Source organism: Streptosporangium sp. NPDC006013 (genome assembly GCF_040614275.1).
Lineage (GTDB): Bacteria > Actinomycetota > Actinomycetes > Streptosporangiales > Streptosporangiaceae > Streptosporangium.
The window spans coordinates 17,012-30,789 of the sequence record NZ_JBEXUE010000064.1 but is presented as its reverse complement, the minus strand read 5'-3'; the positions used below and the strand labels follow the sequence as shown (position 1 = coordinate 30,789).

The window sequence follows — 13,778 nt, the reverse complement described above, 5'->3', positions numbered from 1 at the left end:
AGAGAGGGGTCGCGAGGAACGAGCGACCCCTCTCTCCTCAGTCCAGTCCCCGGCGCGGCCTCACGGGTCGTCCCTCAAGGGGGATCATGGGCGCGTCCTCGCGATGTTTTGGACGGCTTGATTTTGCGGTGTGTCTTGGTTTGAGGGGGTGTGGCCGGGTGCTGGGGGGATGTGGGGGCAGCCTCACGGGAGGCGGTCGCGGGGGGTGATTTCTTGTTACGGGGGTGAGTGGGGGCGCCGGGGAAAATGTGCGCTCCGGTCAGAAGACGGTTTCCTGACATCGGAGTAGCGTCCGAGGCCAGGAGGAGCCCCCGTGAGCCTTGCCCGTGTCGTCGAACAGCCGCAGGCGGACATCCCCCGGGAGTTCGCCGAGGCCCTCCGCCCCTATCTGGACGTCCTGGCCGAGGAGATGATCGGCGAGATCCGGGCCAGCGTGCCGGAGTACTCCCGGCAGAGCGGCGCCTACGCCCGTATCGTCAGGCACGCCGTCGAGGAGGCACTCGCCGGATTCGTGAACCGGGTCGGTGACCGGGGGGCGAGCCGGTCCCGGCTGCTGGAGGTCTTCCGCGCCGTCGGCAGCGGGGAGGCCGCGGAGGGGCGCCCCCTCGACTCGCTCCAGTCCGCGCTGCGGATCTGCGCCAGGGTGGCGTGGCGACGGCTGGCCGAGGAGTCCGAGCGGCTCGACCTGTCCCGGCAGCGCATGTGCGACATCGGGGAGGCGATCCTGGTCTACCTCGACGAGATCGCCGCCGCGGCGGCCGACGGCTACTCCGAGGCCCAGGTCCGGGTGGCGGGCGAGCTCGAACTTCGGCGCCGCAGGCTGCTCGACATGCTCGTCGCCCACCCGGCCGCCGACTCCCGCGCGGTGGCCGATCTGGCCAGGTCGGTGCGCTGGACCATGCCGCGCACCCTGGCCTGTGTCGCCCTGGCCGCCCGCGCCCAGGGCGACACAGGCCAGGCCGGGTCTCCCGCCCGACGTGCTCGTCGACCTCGACCGCTCCGACCCCTGCATGGTCGTGCCCGACCCCGAAGGCCCGGGGCGGCACGGCCTGCTGAACGCCATGGCGGCCGACTGGACCGTGGCCATCGGCCCCGCGGTCGCGGTGGGGGAGGCCGGTCTCTCGCTCAGGCTCGCCAGGGACGCGCTGGCCCTGGCCAGGCGCGGGGTGCTGGACGGCCGCCGGATCATCAGGGTGTCCGACCACCTCGCCACCCTGATGATCTTTCAGGACGAGTCGCTGATCCAGATCATGGGCCGGGCACGGCTGGAGCCCCTGCTCGCCCTGCGCCCCGCCCAGCGCGACCGGCTGGCCGAGACCCTGCTGGCCTGGTTGCAGAGCGGCAACGCCACCGAGGTCGCGGCCAGGCTGCACATCCACCCGCAGACCGTCCGCTACCGCCTCCGCCAGGCCACCGAACTCTTCGCCGACCAGCTCGGCACCTCCGGCGACCGCTTCGAACTGGAGGTGGTCCTCCGTGCCCGTGCCGCCGGTCTCACCCCCGCGCCGGGCTGACCCGGCTTCACACCCACCCGGCACCCGGGCGGATGCCCCGTCCTTCGGGACTTCGCTGCCCGATTCGGCGTCTCTCCTTACGATGATCGTTCTCAGCTGCGGGGTGTCGTGATGTCGACGCGGTCGCGTCCGTGGCCTGAGGTCCCGGAGAATGACGGCGTGGATGCGCCCTCTGCCGGACTTCCGCGAGAAACGGACATATAACTCCTTTTACTATGAAGCGGGGCGCCGCTTCAACGGGGCAGCACAGCGCCAAACCAACCTGAATTAGCCCGAATCCTGCGCGTCGACGCGGGCCCGATCATGAGGATGCATAAGGTGATCACATGCCTGCCACGCTGAGTGCCACGAAGACCCGGGCCGCGCTGCGCTCCTCGGCGCGCATCTCCGCGGAGATGTTGCTGGTCCTGCTGATGAGCGCGGTGACCCTGTGGGTCGTGGGCCAAATGTGGTCCGTGGTCTGGCCGCTCATGGTCGCCCTGCTGCTCACCACGCTGACCTGGCCGGTAACCCGTCTCCTGCGCCGGTACGGCTGGCCTCCCGCCCTGGCCGCGTCGGCCGTGACCCTGCTGTTCCTCCTGGTCGCCGCGGGCATCGTGGTCCTGATCGTCGTGCCCGTCGTGTCACAGTCCGGAGAGCTGGCCACCGGAGTGGTCAACGGCATCAAGCAGGTGCGCGAATGGGCCGCCGGGCCGCCGCTGAACATCGGCAACGACCAGGTCACCAGCGTGCTCGACACCGCGATCGCCCGTATCCAGGACAGCGTCGGCGGCATCGTCACCGCCACCGTGACCGGGGTGGGCACCGTCGTCAACGGTCTGGTCACCACCGTCCTCGCGCTCTTCCTGATGTTCTTCTTCCTCAAGGACGGCCCGCGCTTCCTGCCGTGGCTGACCCGTCAGCTCCCCGGCCGCCTCGCCGTGGACGTGCCGGCCGTGGCCGAACGCGGCTGGGACACCCTCGGCGCGTTCGTCCGCTCCCAGGCGTTCGTCGGCCTGCTCGATGCCGTCTTCATCGGCCTCGGCCTGTGGATCGTGGGCGTGCCGCTGGTGCTCCCACTGGCGGTCCTGACCTTCGTGACGGCGTTCATCCCCATCGTCGGCGCCCTGTTCGCCGGCCTCGTCGCCGTGCTCATCACGCTGGTGTCGAACGGCCCGACGGACGCGCTGATCGTGCTGGCCATCATCGTCGCGGTCCAGCAGCTGGAGGGCAACGTGCTCCAGCCGATGGTGCAGAGCCACGGCCTGGGCCTGCACGCGGCGGTGGTCCTGCTCGCGGTGACGCTGGGCGGCAGCCTGGCCGGCATCGTGGGCAGCCTGCTCGCCGTACCGGTCGCCGCCCTGATCGCCGTGGTCTGGAACTACGTGCGCGAACAGCTCAGCGACCTGCCCCGGGAGCTCGAAGCCGCCGCAGCCGTACCGGCGCCGGAGCCCGAAACCGCCGCAGCCGTACCGGCGGAGGAGCCCACCTGATTCACCAGGGCCGTCTCACTCCCTCGCGTCCGTCACAGCGTGACCATGCGCCTGCCGATCCTCTCGGTCAACGCATCGCGGTCACTCGCCGGCGCCACGAGATCCGGTATATCCGCCCGTGGACCGTCCGCCACCGCCTCCGCCGGGCCACCGGACTCCTCGCCGGCCAGGCTCGGCACCTCCGGTGACCGCTTCGAGCCGGAAGTCGTCCTCCGCGCCCGCGCCGCCGGTCTCACCCCGGCCGCGGGCTGACCCGGCTTCCCGATCAGCGGTCCTGTCTCCCGTTCGCCGGGTTCCGGCTCGTGATCAGGTCGGCGACGCCGTCCAGGATGCGGTCCAGGCCGAAGGCCAGGGCGTGTGCGGGGTCGGAGATCGCATGATGGGCCTGGCCCGCGGCCTGGCCGACGCGGGAGGCGACCGGGAAGCGGGTGCCGTCCATGATCTTGTCGAGCAGCGGGGCGTTGGACAGCCACCACTCGACGTCGGTCATCCCGCTCTCCTGCTGGACCCGTGCCTGGTTGGCCGCGGTCCTGGCGGTGCTCTGCACGTGGCTGAGGACCAGGGCCAGCACGGAGTCCATCTCGACGTCCGTCAGGCCGACGCCGTCCAGCGGGCGTAGCTCGGCCTCGTACTTGAGCGACGCGTTCGGCCCCAGCGTGGAGCGGGCGTCGATGACCTGCAGCAGCCACGGGTTGCGCCGGTAAAGATCCCAGTTGCGGGCGGCGACGAACTCCATCGCGCCCCGCCAGCCGCCTGTCTGCCGGGACGGGGCGTCCACGTCGGCGTACAGCTCCCCGTACGCGGTGTCGACCATGAGGTCGGTCAGTTCGCCCTTGCCGGGGACGTGGGTGTAGAGGGACATGGTCCCGACTCCCAGCCGCTCGGCGACCTGGCGCATCGAGACCGCTTCGAGCCCCTCGGCGTTGGCCAGCTCGATGGCCGCCAGGACGATCGAGCGCACGGTCAGCCCGGAGCGCCCCGGCCTGCTGTGCGAGCCCCACAGGAGCGCCAGGCTGCGTGCCGGGTCGGCGTCGGAAGCTTTCTTCGCACTCACGGGAACAGTCTCCAGATTTTCGTCGTTGGGACCACCGTAGCTGAGTCGTACGGTGTACGGTACGGTCTACGCCACGGAGGCGCGACGGCGCCGGGTGGGAAGACAGGCGAAACAGGGGTGAAACAGGTGGCTGTGAGAGCGACGGAGTTCGCGATCGCCGCGCACGACGTGCGCAAGAACTACGCGGGTGCCGCCGAGGGGACGGGCCTCAACGGGTTCGACCTGGAGGTGGCGGCCGGCACGGTCTGCGGCCTGCTCGGGCCCAACGGCGCGGGCAAGACCACGGCGATCAGGATCCTGTCCACGCTGCTGCGCCCGGACTCGGGCCGGGCGAGCGTCGCCGGGTTCGACGTCCGCACGCAGGCGCGGCAGGTACGCGAGCGGATCGGGCTGGTCGGCCAGTACGCGGCGGTCGACGAGATCCTCAGCGGGCGGCAGAACCTGGTGATGTTCGGCAGGCTGAACCACCTGCCGGCGGCCGGGGCGCGGAGGCGGGCCGGCGAGCTGCTGGAGCGCTTCTCGCTGGCGGACGCCGGGGCCAAGCCGGTCGGCGAGTACTCCGGCGGCATGCGCAGGCGGCTCGACCTGGCGGCGAGCCTCATCGTCGCACCCTGGGTGCTCTTCGTGGACGAGCCCACCACCGGCCTCGACCCGGCCGCCCGCCAGGAGGTGTGGTCGGCCATCCGCGACCTGGTCGGCTCCGGCACGACCGTGCTGCTCACCACCCAGTATCTGGAGGAGGCGGACCGGCTGGCCGACCGGATCACCATGCTCGGGGCGGGCCGGGTCGTCACCGAGGGCACTCCCGAGGAGCTGAAGTCGGCCATCGGCGGCGACTGGCTCGATCTCGTCCTCGCCGATCCGGCGGACGTGGCCAGGGCGGAGGCGCTCGCGGCGCGGGTCGCCTCCGGCGGGATCTTGGTGGACGCCGAGTCGCGCCGGGTCAGCATTCCGGTCGCCGAGCGCACCCGGGCGCTCGTCACCATGGCCACCGCGCTCGGCGACGCCGGGATCGAGCCGGTCGACGTCACGCTGCGCCGCCCCACGCTCGACGAGGTCTTCCTGCACCTGACGGGCGGTGCCGAGAACACGGCCGCCCGTACCGGGGCGTCCGCGTGAACGCCGCGACCGGGCTCTCCGGCCGGGGGCCCGGATGGGCACCTCCGGCATGGACATCGCCGCTGTGCGTCCTGGTGCGGGCGGTCACCGTCTCCGACAGGGGCGTCCCGGTGAGTACGACGATCCCAACCCCCGATACGGAGGCATCCGCGTGAGTACGACGACCTCGACCCTGCCCGCCCCCTCCCCGCTCTCCAGGTTCGGCTGGGCGCTGGCCGACTCCTGGACCATCACCCTGCGCGACCTGGGCCACTGGGCCCGCCGCCCGGGAACGGTCGCCGTCGGATGGCTCTTCCCGGTCATGATGGTGCTGATGTTCGGCGGCCTGTTCGGCGGCGCCATCGGCGTCCCCGGCGGGGGCGGCTACTTCGACTTCCTGATCCCCGGCATGTTCGCGATGACCATGCTCTTCGGCCTGGAGAGCACGATGATGGCGGTCACCACCGACGCGGCCAAGGGGGTGACCGACAGGTTCCGCTCGATGCCGATGAGCGCCTCGGCGGTCGTCATGGGCCGCGGGATCGCCGACATGCTCAACTCGGTGGTCGGGCTGGCCGTCATGATCGGGGCCGGGCTGCTGCTCGGCTGGCGTGCCGAGGGCGGCCTGATCGAGGCGCTGGCCGCGGTGGGCCTGCTCCTGCTGCTGCGCTTCGCCCTGCTCTGGGTGGGGATCTACATCGGCCTCGTATCGGGAGGGCCGGAGGTGGTGACGTCGGTGCAGATCCTGGTCTGGCCGGTCGGCTTCCTGTCCAGTGTGTTCGTCGATCCCGCCACCATGCCCGGCTGGCTCGGTGCGATCGCGCAGTGGAACCCGATCTCGGCCACCGCCACGGCCACCAGGAGGCTCTTCGACAACCCCGGCTGGGCGGGAGAGTCGTGGATCGTGCAGAACGCCACCCTCATGGCGGTCCTCTGGCCGCTGCTGCTGATCGCCGTCTTCCTGCCGTTGTCGGCGCACAGGTTCCGCCGGCTCGGCGGCTGACGGAGCCGGCCTCCCGGCCGTCGGCTCTTTGTGCGGGCGGGGAAGTCCTGTTTCCCGATGGATCACAACGTTTGCCGCCACGAGAAGATGCTCCGCGTTTTACATCGCCGCTCCGTGTTTTACATCGCGGTGACGGAATCCGTCGGGGCCTGTAACTGACCGTAGTGAATCTGGGGGCATGAGTGAGACGGAACGGGGACGATCCGCCTCGGGGTGGACGCTCAACAGGGAACTGCTCAACGTCGGCGCGATCATCGTCGCCGCCGGTATAGCCCATCTCGTCATGGGCCTGATCGGACATGAGAAGTACGGGCCGTTCATGCTCCTGCTGCTCGGCGGGGTGCTCGTCGCGGCGGCGCTCGGTCACCGGTTCTACGAACACCGGCGCCATCGCCTCCCCGTGGTCAGGGAGTGTCTGAGGTGCGGGGCCGCGTCGGGTGAGGGGGCATGACGCGGCCTGGCCCGAGGGGAGGACGACCCTTCACCACCGCCGGCCTCTCTTACACCTGTTCTAACCGATTCGGTCTAGATCGGGATCTTGACAGCTTTCCGGCTTAGGATTCCGGCGTGTCCGTGACTCCTGGGATTTACCGGTTCCTCGGCTGCCTTGTCGTTCTGGCCGCGGCGATCGTGCCGCTCCCCGCGCACGCCGCGGCCGCGCCCATCGATACCGTGCTGCCCGGCACCAGGGTCACCGTACGGGAGGACGCCACGGACCCGCTCAGGGTGACCTCGTACTCCTCCGGAAAGATGACCTACCTGCGCAGGGGGGACGGGTTCACCCGGCAGGCCGCCTACCAGGAGATCACGGTCGCGCCGAAGGGGGGCAGCGCGCTGGCGGTGCCCACCTCCTACAAGAGCGGCTACGACTCGGTCGTCCTGCTCGACCTGGCGACCTCCAAGGGCACCAGGATCCGTACGGTGCGGAAGCCGCTCGTCGCGCACTATGTGCACTGGAGCCGCGACGGCGGCAAGGCGGTGCTGACCACCGAGCGAAAGAACGGCTCGGCGTGGGTGACCTCCGGGTTCGTGGTCGTCGACGTGTCCGCGAAGAGTGCCAAGACGGTGACCGTGGCCGATGTCGACAAGGCCGCGCGGTTCCGCTGGAGCTCCGACGGCACCGAGGTGGTGGCCGAGTACCAGGGCGGTGCCCGCTTCTACGGGCAGGACGGCACGATCCGCCGCACCCTGGCCAAGACCGGCAGGCCCGCCGGTGGTGAGGACGCCTTCACCCCCTCGGGCAAGGGCCTGATGACCTGGTGCCCGTCCAGCTACACCGAGCACGTCTGTGTCTGGGATCGCACCTCGGGCAGGCTCGCGGCCAAGGTGCCCGGCATCCGGCCGAAGGCCCTGTGGGGATGGTGGGACGAGAAGCACTTCATCGCGGTCATCCCCTCCGGGAACCACTACCAGGTGGTCCTGTCGACCCTCAAGGGCAAGACCACGCGGGTGCTGGCCGCCTTCTCCGCCGAGGATTGGAACAACAAGCTCTATCTCGGATACACCCGGAAATGACCGGCGCGGCCCGAGGGCGGGCCGGTGATCGGGCGTCCTGCGCCAGGAGGCGATCCGCGCGGTAGGGACGTCTCATGGGCCTTCGGGGTCGCGCAGCGGAGACCGGGCGGTGGTGACGTCCCCGTGGAGCTCAGAGGTAGAGGCCGGTGCCGTTGTCGGTCTGCGGGGTGGCGATGGCGTGCAGGTCGCGCTCGCGCATGACCAGATAGATCTGGCTGTGGACCTCGACCTCGTACTGGTCCTCGGGGTTGAACAGGACCTTGTCGCCGACCTTGACCGCCCGGACGTTCTGGCCCGCGCCGCAGACCTCACCCCAGACGAGGCGGTTGGCCATCTTCACCGTCGCCGGGATGACGATGCCAGCCGTGCTGCGCCGTTCCTCTGACTCCTGCTCGACCTTGACCATGACGCGGTCGTGGAGCATCTGGATCTCGAACTTCGGGTCACCCACGTCATGAAGTTTATGGGAACGGCGGAGCCGCGCCTGCTTGTCCGCGGACTCGGAGGGGGCGAAGGCCGGCCGGTGACCACATCGGTGGTGAAATCGCCTGCGAAGTAGGATCTCGCGGTATGACGTCCCCCCAGCTGGTAAGCGAATTTCTCGACTGGTACCTGGCGGAGAATCCCATCTATGCCGCCCTCGCGGGCGCGCCGGGGTACGACAGGACCCTCGGTGACTTCACCGAGGCCGGCATCCTGGCCAGGGAGCGGGAGTCGCGCCGCCGGCTGGAACGACTCCAGGGGGCCCAGGACGCCGGGGACGCCGGGGACGCCGGGGACTTCGAGGACGAGATCGACCGGGAACTCGTCATGTCCACGCTGCGCGGCGGGATCGCGTACGAGTCGTGGCCGCTCTGGCGGCGTGACCCGGCCGCCTACGTGGGCCCGATCTTCTCCTCGATGTTCAGCCCGTTCCTGCAGCGGCTCTCCGGTGAGGCCGAACTGGTGGACGCGGCCGTCGCGCGGCTGGCCGAGGTGCCGGACGTCCTCGCCGCCTGCCGGGCCAACCTCGACCCCGCGCTGGCGGCCCCGCTGCTGGTCGAGCGGGGGCTGGGCCAGGCGCGGACCGCTCGCCGCTTCCTCACCGGGACGGTCCCCGGCCAGGTGTCCGACGAGGCGCTGCGGGCCCGGCTGGCCGCGGCGGCCGAGCCCGCGGCGGCGGCCTTCGACGAGCTGGTGGAGTTCCTCGAAGGGTTCCGGGCGGAGGGCACCTGGCGGATGGGGGAGGAGCTCTACTCCACGCTGCTGCGTGAGCGGGAGATGCTCGGTTACGGCGCCGACGAGCTGCTCAGGCGGGGACAGGCCGCCTACGACGAGCTGGACGCGCGGATGCGCGAGGTCGCCGCCCGGCTGGACGGCGGCTCGGGCGACTGGCACGCGGTCATCACCGGGCTTCAGGACGACCACGCGCCGACGCTGGAGGACATGCGGGCCGAGTACGAGGCCGAGACGGAGCGGGCCAGGAGGTTCGTCCGCGAGCGCGGCCTGGTGACCTTCGCCGAGGGCGAGGAGTGCCTGGTCGTCCCGTCGCCCGAGTTCCAGCGGCCCATCCTCGCGGTCGCCTCCTACCTGCCGCCGCCGCCCCTGTCGACCTCCAGGATCGGGCACTTCTTCGTGCCCTTCACCCCGTCCTCCTTCACCGGGGAGCAGGTCCGCCAGCGGCTGCGCAGCAACGCCAGGGCCCAGATGCCCTCCATCGCCGTCCACGAGGCGTACCCCGGTCACCACTGGCACCTGTCCTGGATGGCGGGCAACCCGCGCCGGGCCCGCAGGCTGTTCCGCACCCCGTACTTCGCCGAGGGCTGGGGCCTGTACGTCGAGAAGCTCATGCACGAGCAGGGCTACTTCACCACTCCGGCCCAGGAGCTCGCCCACCTGGACTTCCGGCTCTTCCGGGCGGCCCGCATCGTCGTGGACACCTCGCTGCACTGCGGTGACATGACGATCGAGCAGGCCGAGGAGTTCATGACCACGAGGTCCTCGCTCACCCCCGGCACGGCCAAGGGGGAGGTCAACCGCTACTGCGCGTGGCCCACCCAGGCGCCCTCCTACCTGACGGGGGCACTGGAGATCGACCGCATCCGCGACGACTACCTGGCCGCGGGCCGCGGTGACCTGCGCGCCTTCCACGACACGCTGGCGGGTTCCGGCGGTCTCCCGCTGGGCCTGGCCCGCCGGGTCGCGCTGGAGGGCTGACGACCCGGCCCCCGCGTTCCACGGGCCGGGTGCCGTCGTCCGCGGTGCCCGGCCCTTCTCCCGAGCCCGGAGGGAGCCGCTCAGGCCGGTGGGTGCAGGGTGGCGTAGGCGAAGTCGACCAGATAGTCGTTGAGCCTGGTCGAGGCGTTCACCGCCTCGGTCTCGTCGCCGTGGCAGATGGCGCGGAGGATGTCGCCGTGCAGCCGTGACGCCGTGCGCAGTTCCTCGGCGGAATCCTTCAGGTGCGCGAACCAGAACCTGCGGGAGAGCCCCTGGAGGGGCGCCATGGCCACCGAGATGTACTCGTTGTGAGCGGCGGCGACGATCAGGTCGTGGGTGCGCTTGAGGATCGTCGCGAAGGAGCGCACGTCCGGCTCGCAGTCCCTGAAGTGCTCGACGACCTCCTGCATCTGGCGTTTCTGCTCGGGGACGGCGCGGTGGGTGGCGAGCTTGACCGCCAGGGCCTCCAGGGTGCGCCTCAGCTCCAGGAGTTTCAGCTGGGCCTCGATGGAGGTGGGCGGGACGAACACCCCCCGGTTGGGGTGGATCTCCACCATGCGCTCGCGGGACAGCCGCTGGAGCGCCTCACGGACGGGCGTCCTGCCGAGGCCGGTGCGCTCCATGAGCATGGACTCGGATATGAGTGACCCCGGCGCGAGCTCCTGAAAAGTGATCATGTTCTCGATCGCGTCGTAGGCGCGGTCGGATTTGTTCGGCAGGGACACCCGTCACCCCGTGTCTGCGATGTTTCAAGAGGATTTCCGGACTGGACAATAGTACCGCCTTGTGATGTACGGTCAATACATGACCGATATATCGGTGGTCCATTGGCGACTACCCGCAGTGGTGTCCCCCGACGCGGACTACCCCGTCGTGGCCGACGTCGACGTGCTCGTGGTCGGCGGCGGGGCCGCGGGGGTGGCCGCGGCAGTGGTGGCCGCGGAGGCCGGCAAGAGCGTGCTGCTCGTCGAGAAGTACGGGTTCGCGGGCGGCGCCGCGGTGGCCGGCATGTCCGGAACCCTCTGCGGCATGTACCTGGCGACGGAGACCGGCACCTCACCGGAACAGGTGGTGTGGGGTTTCACCGAGCGCTTCCGGCAGGGGCTGTCCAAGCGAGGCGGCCTGACCCGTCCCCAGCGGTACGGCAAGACGTGGACGAGCGCCCACGACCCGCTGGTCTGGCGGGAGACGGCCGACGACCTGCTGGCGGCCGCCGGGGTGCGGGTGCTCTTCCACACCTCCGTCGTCGGTGTGGTGATGGAGGGGGACGAGTACCGGGGCGCCGTGCTCTCCTCGAACGCCGGGGTCGGCGTCGTGCGCGCGGCCCGTACCGTCGACGCCTCCGGGGACGCCGCGGTCGTGGCCCGTGCGGGCGGCCGCTACGTGTTCGGCGACGACGGGCGGATCCAGAACCCCACCATGTTCTTCCGCCTCGGCGGGGTCGACGTCGAGGCGTTCCTGGACGGCTACGGCGAGGACACCATCAGCCCGCCCTGGGTGACCGAGCGGATCAAGGAGGCCAGGGCACTCGGCGCCGACCTGCCCCGGCAGAAGATCTGGATCTTCACCACCCCCCGCCCCGGCGAGCTGATGGTCAACGCCACCCGGCTCACCGGGGCCGACGGGCGCATGCTCAACGTCATCGACCCCGCCGACTTCACCGAGGCGGAGGTCGGGGGCCGCCGTCAGGTCAGGGCGTACGCCGACTTCCTCATCGAGACCATGCCGGGCTGCGCGGGCGGTTTCGTCGTCGACACCGGCGTGGAGGCGGGCGTTCGCCAGACGCGCAGCGTCGTCGGCGTCGAGACCCTGAGCAACGAGGCGGTCGTGACGGGGCGCAAGGACTCCTCGGGCATCGTCCGCAGCCCGTGGCCGATCGAGCTGCACGACGGAGACCGGCCCAAGCTGCACTGGCTGATCGACGACTACTACGAGGTCCCGTACCTCACCCTCGTGCCCGAGGCGGGGGAGAACGTCATCGTCGCGGGCCGTTGCCTGAGCGCCCAGCACGAGGCGCTCGCCTCGGCCAGGGTCACCGCCCAGTGCTTCGAGTACGGCCACGCCGCAGGGGTGGCCACCGTCCTCTCCCTCGACGAGGGCACCCCCTACCGCCGTCTTGACGGGGCCAGGGTCAGATCCGCGATGACACAGAACGGGAGCGCGCTGTGAGCCACAACGCCGACAGTAACGCCGGCAGTAACGTCGACGGTGCGGCCAACGCCGCGAACGCCGCAGATGTCGCCAGGGGGAACGGCACCGTACTCCGCAGCAACTTCACACCCGGCACCTCGCGCTGGGCCGTGCGGCGGGCGCAGTGGAGCGCCATGGGCATCAGCCTGGAGGACCAGCTGAAGCCGAAGATCGCGATTGTCAACACGTCGTCGAAGCTCTCGGTGTGCTTCATCCACCTCGACGACGTGGCCACCCGGGTCGCCGACGCGGTACGCGAGGCGGGTGGGCTGCCCTTCGAGATCCGCACCACCGCGCCGAGCGACTTCATCACCACCGCCGGCCGCAACGGCCGCTACCTCATGCCCACCCGCGACCTCGTGGTGAACGACGTGGAGGCCGCGGTCGAGGGCGCCGTGCTGGACGGCATCGTCTTCCTGTCCTCCTGTGACAAGACCACGCCGGCGCACCTGATGGCCGCCGCCAGGCTCGATCTGCCCTCCGTGGTCGTCATCGGCGGCTACCAGCGCGGCGGGACCTACGCGGGTTGCTCGGTCGACATCGACACCGTCTACGAGTCGGTGGGCGCGGTCGCCGCGGGCACCATGGGCGTCGACGAGCTGGGGGACCTGGCGGACGCGGGTATCACCGGGCCGGGTGTCTGCGCGGGGCTGGCCACCGCCAACACCATGCACTGCCTGGCCGAGGCGCTCGGCATGACCGTGCCGGGTTCGGCGCCGACCCGGGCCAACTCCGAGCGGATGCTGGCCAGGGCCGAGGAGGCCGGGCGCCGGGTGGTCGAGATGATCCACGAGGGGCTCACCGCCAGGAAGGTGCTGACGGCCGAGGCGATCGAGAACGCCGTCGAGGTCGCCCTCGCCCTGGGCGGGTCCGTCAACTGCGTCCGCCATCTGTCCGCGATCGCCGCGGAGGCCGATCTGGGTCTCGACGTCGTCGCGACGGTCGAGGCCAGGGGGCGGGACGCCGTGCAGCTGGCCGCCATCCGCCCCAACGGCACCGACCAGGTGTGGGACCTCGACGAGATCGGCGGCGTGCAGACCGTCATGCGGACGCTTCTGCCCCGCCTGCACTCCGGCGCGCGCACCGTCTCGGGCCGCACGGTCGGCGAGCTGGCCGCCGAGGCCCGCGCCGCAGACGGCAAGGTGCTGCGGGAGCTGAACGACCCGGTGAAGCCGGAACCCGGCCTGCTCATCGTCCGCGGCTCGCTGGCCCCGGATGGCGCGATCGTGAAGCTCGCGGGGGTGAGCGCGGCGACGAGCCGCAGGTTCGAGGGCCCGGCCAAGGTCTTCGCCGGCGAGGACGAGGCGATCGCGGGGCTCGGGAACGGGGCGATCGTGCCCGGACAGGTGATCGTGCTGCGCGGCATGGGCGTGCGCGGCGGCCCCGGCACGGTCTTCGCGGCCAACTTCGTCGCGGCGCTCAACGGCGCCGGCCTCAGCGGTCAGGTCGCCGTCGTCACGGACGGAGAACTCTCCGGGCTCAACTACGGTCTGGTCGTCGGCCAGGTCATGCCGGAGGCCGCCGACGGGGGACCTCTCGCCGGGCTTCTGGACGGTGACCGCGTCACGATCGACCTTGACGCCCGCACCGTGGACACCGATCCGGTACGTCAGGGAAATCCTGTTCTGTCCCACGAACCCGGGACGGAATCCGGCCTGCTCGGGCAGTACGCCGAGCTGGTCGGCCCCATCCAGGGCGGCGCCGTGACCCGGCGACCGCCCAGGTAGAACCACCCC

General features: G+C 70.8%; 14 protein-coding genes. 10 read left to right on the top strand and 4 right to left on the bottom strand.

Features of this window, described 5'->3' with window-relative positions; translation table 11 throughout:
* Positions 1-259: 259 nt before the first annotated feature.
* Positions 260-844 carry a hypothetical protein gene (locus ABZ260_RS13070; protein ID WP_355616328.1) on the bottom strand — a complete coding sequence of 195 codons (585 nt, stop codon included), beginning with the start codon at positions 842-844 and terminating at the stop codon, positions 260-262.
* Between the two features lie 73 nt (positions 845-917).
* Here ABZ260_RS13070 and ABZ260_RS13065 point away from each other — a divergent pair, with 73 nt between their 5' ends.
* The 3 genes from ABZ260_RS13065 to ABZ260_RS13055 all read left to right on the top strand — a co-directional run bounded on the left by ABZ260_RS13065 (position 918) and on the right by ABZ260_RS13055 (position 3,238).
* On the top strand, positions 918-1,514 hold the full coding sequence (locus ABZ260_RS13065) for a helix-turn-helix domain-containing protein (protein WP_355616326.1): 597 nt from the start codon (positions 918-920) through the stop codon (positions 1,512-1,514).
* Between the two features lie 326 nt (positions 1,515-1,840).
* The gene (locus ABZ260_RS13060; RefSeq protein ID WP_355616324.1) at positions 1,841-2,986 is read left to right on the top strand and encodes an AI-2E family transporter; all 1,146 of its coding nucleotides are present in this window, start codon (positions 1,841-1,843) and stop codon (positions 2,984-2,986) included.
* A gap of 45 nt (positions 2,987-3,031) precedes the next feature.
* Positions 3,032-3,238: a hypothetical protein gene (locus ABZ260_RS13055; protein WP_355616322.1), complete on the top strand. Its 207-nt coding sequence runs from the start codon at positions 3,032-3,034 to the stop codon at positions 3,236-3,238.
* A gap of 13 nt (positions 3,239-3,251) precedes the next feature.
* Here the strand turns inward: ABZ260_RS13055 and ABZ260_RS13050 are convergent, their stop codons facing one another.
* Complete coding sequence (locus ABZ260_RS13050; protein WP_355616320.1) at positions 3,252-4,040, bottom strand: TetR/AcrR family transcriptional regulator; 789 nt, start codon at positions 4,038-4,040, stop codon at positions 3,252-3,254.
* A gap of 132 nt (positions 4,041-4,172) precedes the next feature.
* On the opposite strand from ABZ260_RS13050, the gene ABZ260_RS13045 reads away from it, so the two are divergent.
* The 4 genes from ABZ260_RS13045 (at position 4,173) to ABZ260_RS13030 (ending at position 7,656) form a co-directional block, all read left to right on the top strand.
* On the top strand, positions 4,173-5,159 hold the full coding sequence (locus tag ABZ260_RS13045) for an ATP-binding cassette domain-containing protein (RefSeq protein WP_355616330.1): 987 nt from the start codon (positions 4,173-4,175) through the stop codon (positions 5,157-5,159).
* 151 nt (positions 5,160-5,310) lie between these two features.
* The gene (locus ABZ260_RS13040; protein WP_355616318.1) at positions 5,311-6,141 is read left to right on the top strand and encodes an ABC transporter permease; all 831 of its coding nucleotides are present in this window, start codon (positions 5,311-5,313) and stop codon (positions 6,139-6,141) included.
* Between the two features lie 178 nt (positions 6,142-6,319).
* Entirely contained in the window at positions 6,320-6,592 is a 273-nt protein-coding gene (locus tag ABZ260_RS13035) for a hypothetical protein (RefSeq protein ID WP_355616316.1), read from the top strand.
* 116 nt (positions 6,593-6,708) lie between these two features.
* Complete coding sequence (locus tag ABZ260_RS13030; RefSeq protein WP_355616314.1) at positions 6,709-7,656, top strand: hypothetical protein; 948 nt, start codon at positions 6,709-6,711, stop codon at positions 7,654-7,656.
* A gap of 130 nt (positions 7,657-7,786) precedes the next feature.
* Here ABZ260_RS13030 and ABZ260_RS13025 read toward each other — a convergent pair whose 3' ends face one another.
* Positions 7,787-8,107: a co-chaperone GroES gene (locus tag ABZ260_RS13025; protein WP_350915035.1), complete on the bottom strand. Its 321-nt coding sequence runs from the start codon at positions 8,105-8,107 to the stop codon at positions 7,787-7,789.
* Positions 8,108-8,226: 119 nt separating this feature from the next.
* Here ABZ260_RS13025 and ABZ260_RS13020 point away from each other — a divergent pair, with 119 nt between their 5' ends.
* Positions 8,227-9,852: a DUF885 domain-containing protein gene (locus ABZ260_RS13020; RefSeq protein WP_355616311.1), complete on the top strand. Its 1,626-nt coding sequence runs from the start codon at positions 8,227-8,229 to the stop codon at positions 9,850-9,852.
* Positions 9,853-9,932: 80 nt separating this feature from the next.
* On the opposite strand, the gene ABZ260_RS13015 is transcribed toward ABZ260_RS13020, so the two are convergent.
* Positions 9,933-10,577: a GntR family transcriptional regulator gene (locus ABZ260_RS13015; protein WP_355616309.1), complete on the bottom strand. Its 645-nt coding sequence runs from the start codon at positions 10,575-10,577 to the stop codon at positions 9,933-9,935.
* Positions 10,578-10,656: 79 nt separating this feature from the next.
* Between ABZ260_RS13015 and ABZ260_RS13010 the strand changes: the two genes are divergently transcribed.
* Both ABZ260_RS13010 and ilvD read left to right on the top strand, forming a co-directional pair.
* Positions 10,657-12,021: an FAD-dependent oxidoreductase gene (locus ABZ260_RS13010; RefSeq protein WP_355616307.1), complete on the top strand. Its 1,365-nt coding sequence runs from the start codon at positions 10,657-10,659 to the stop codon at positions 12,019-12,021.
* Entirely contained in the window at positions 12,018-13,769 is a 1,752-nt protein-coding gene (gene ilvD, locus ABZ260_RS13005) for a dihydroxy-acid dehydratase (protein ID WP_355616305.1), read from the top strand. Before ABZ260_RS13010 ends, ilvD begins: the two co-directional genes overlap by 4 nt.
* The last annotated feature ends 9 nt before the right edge of the window (positions 13,770-13,778 follow it).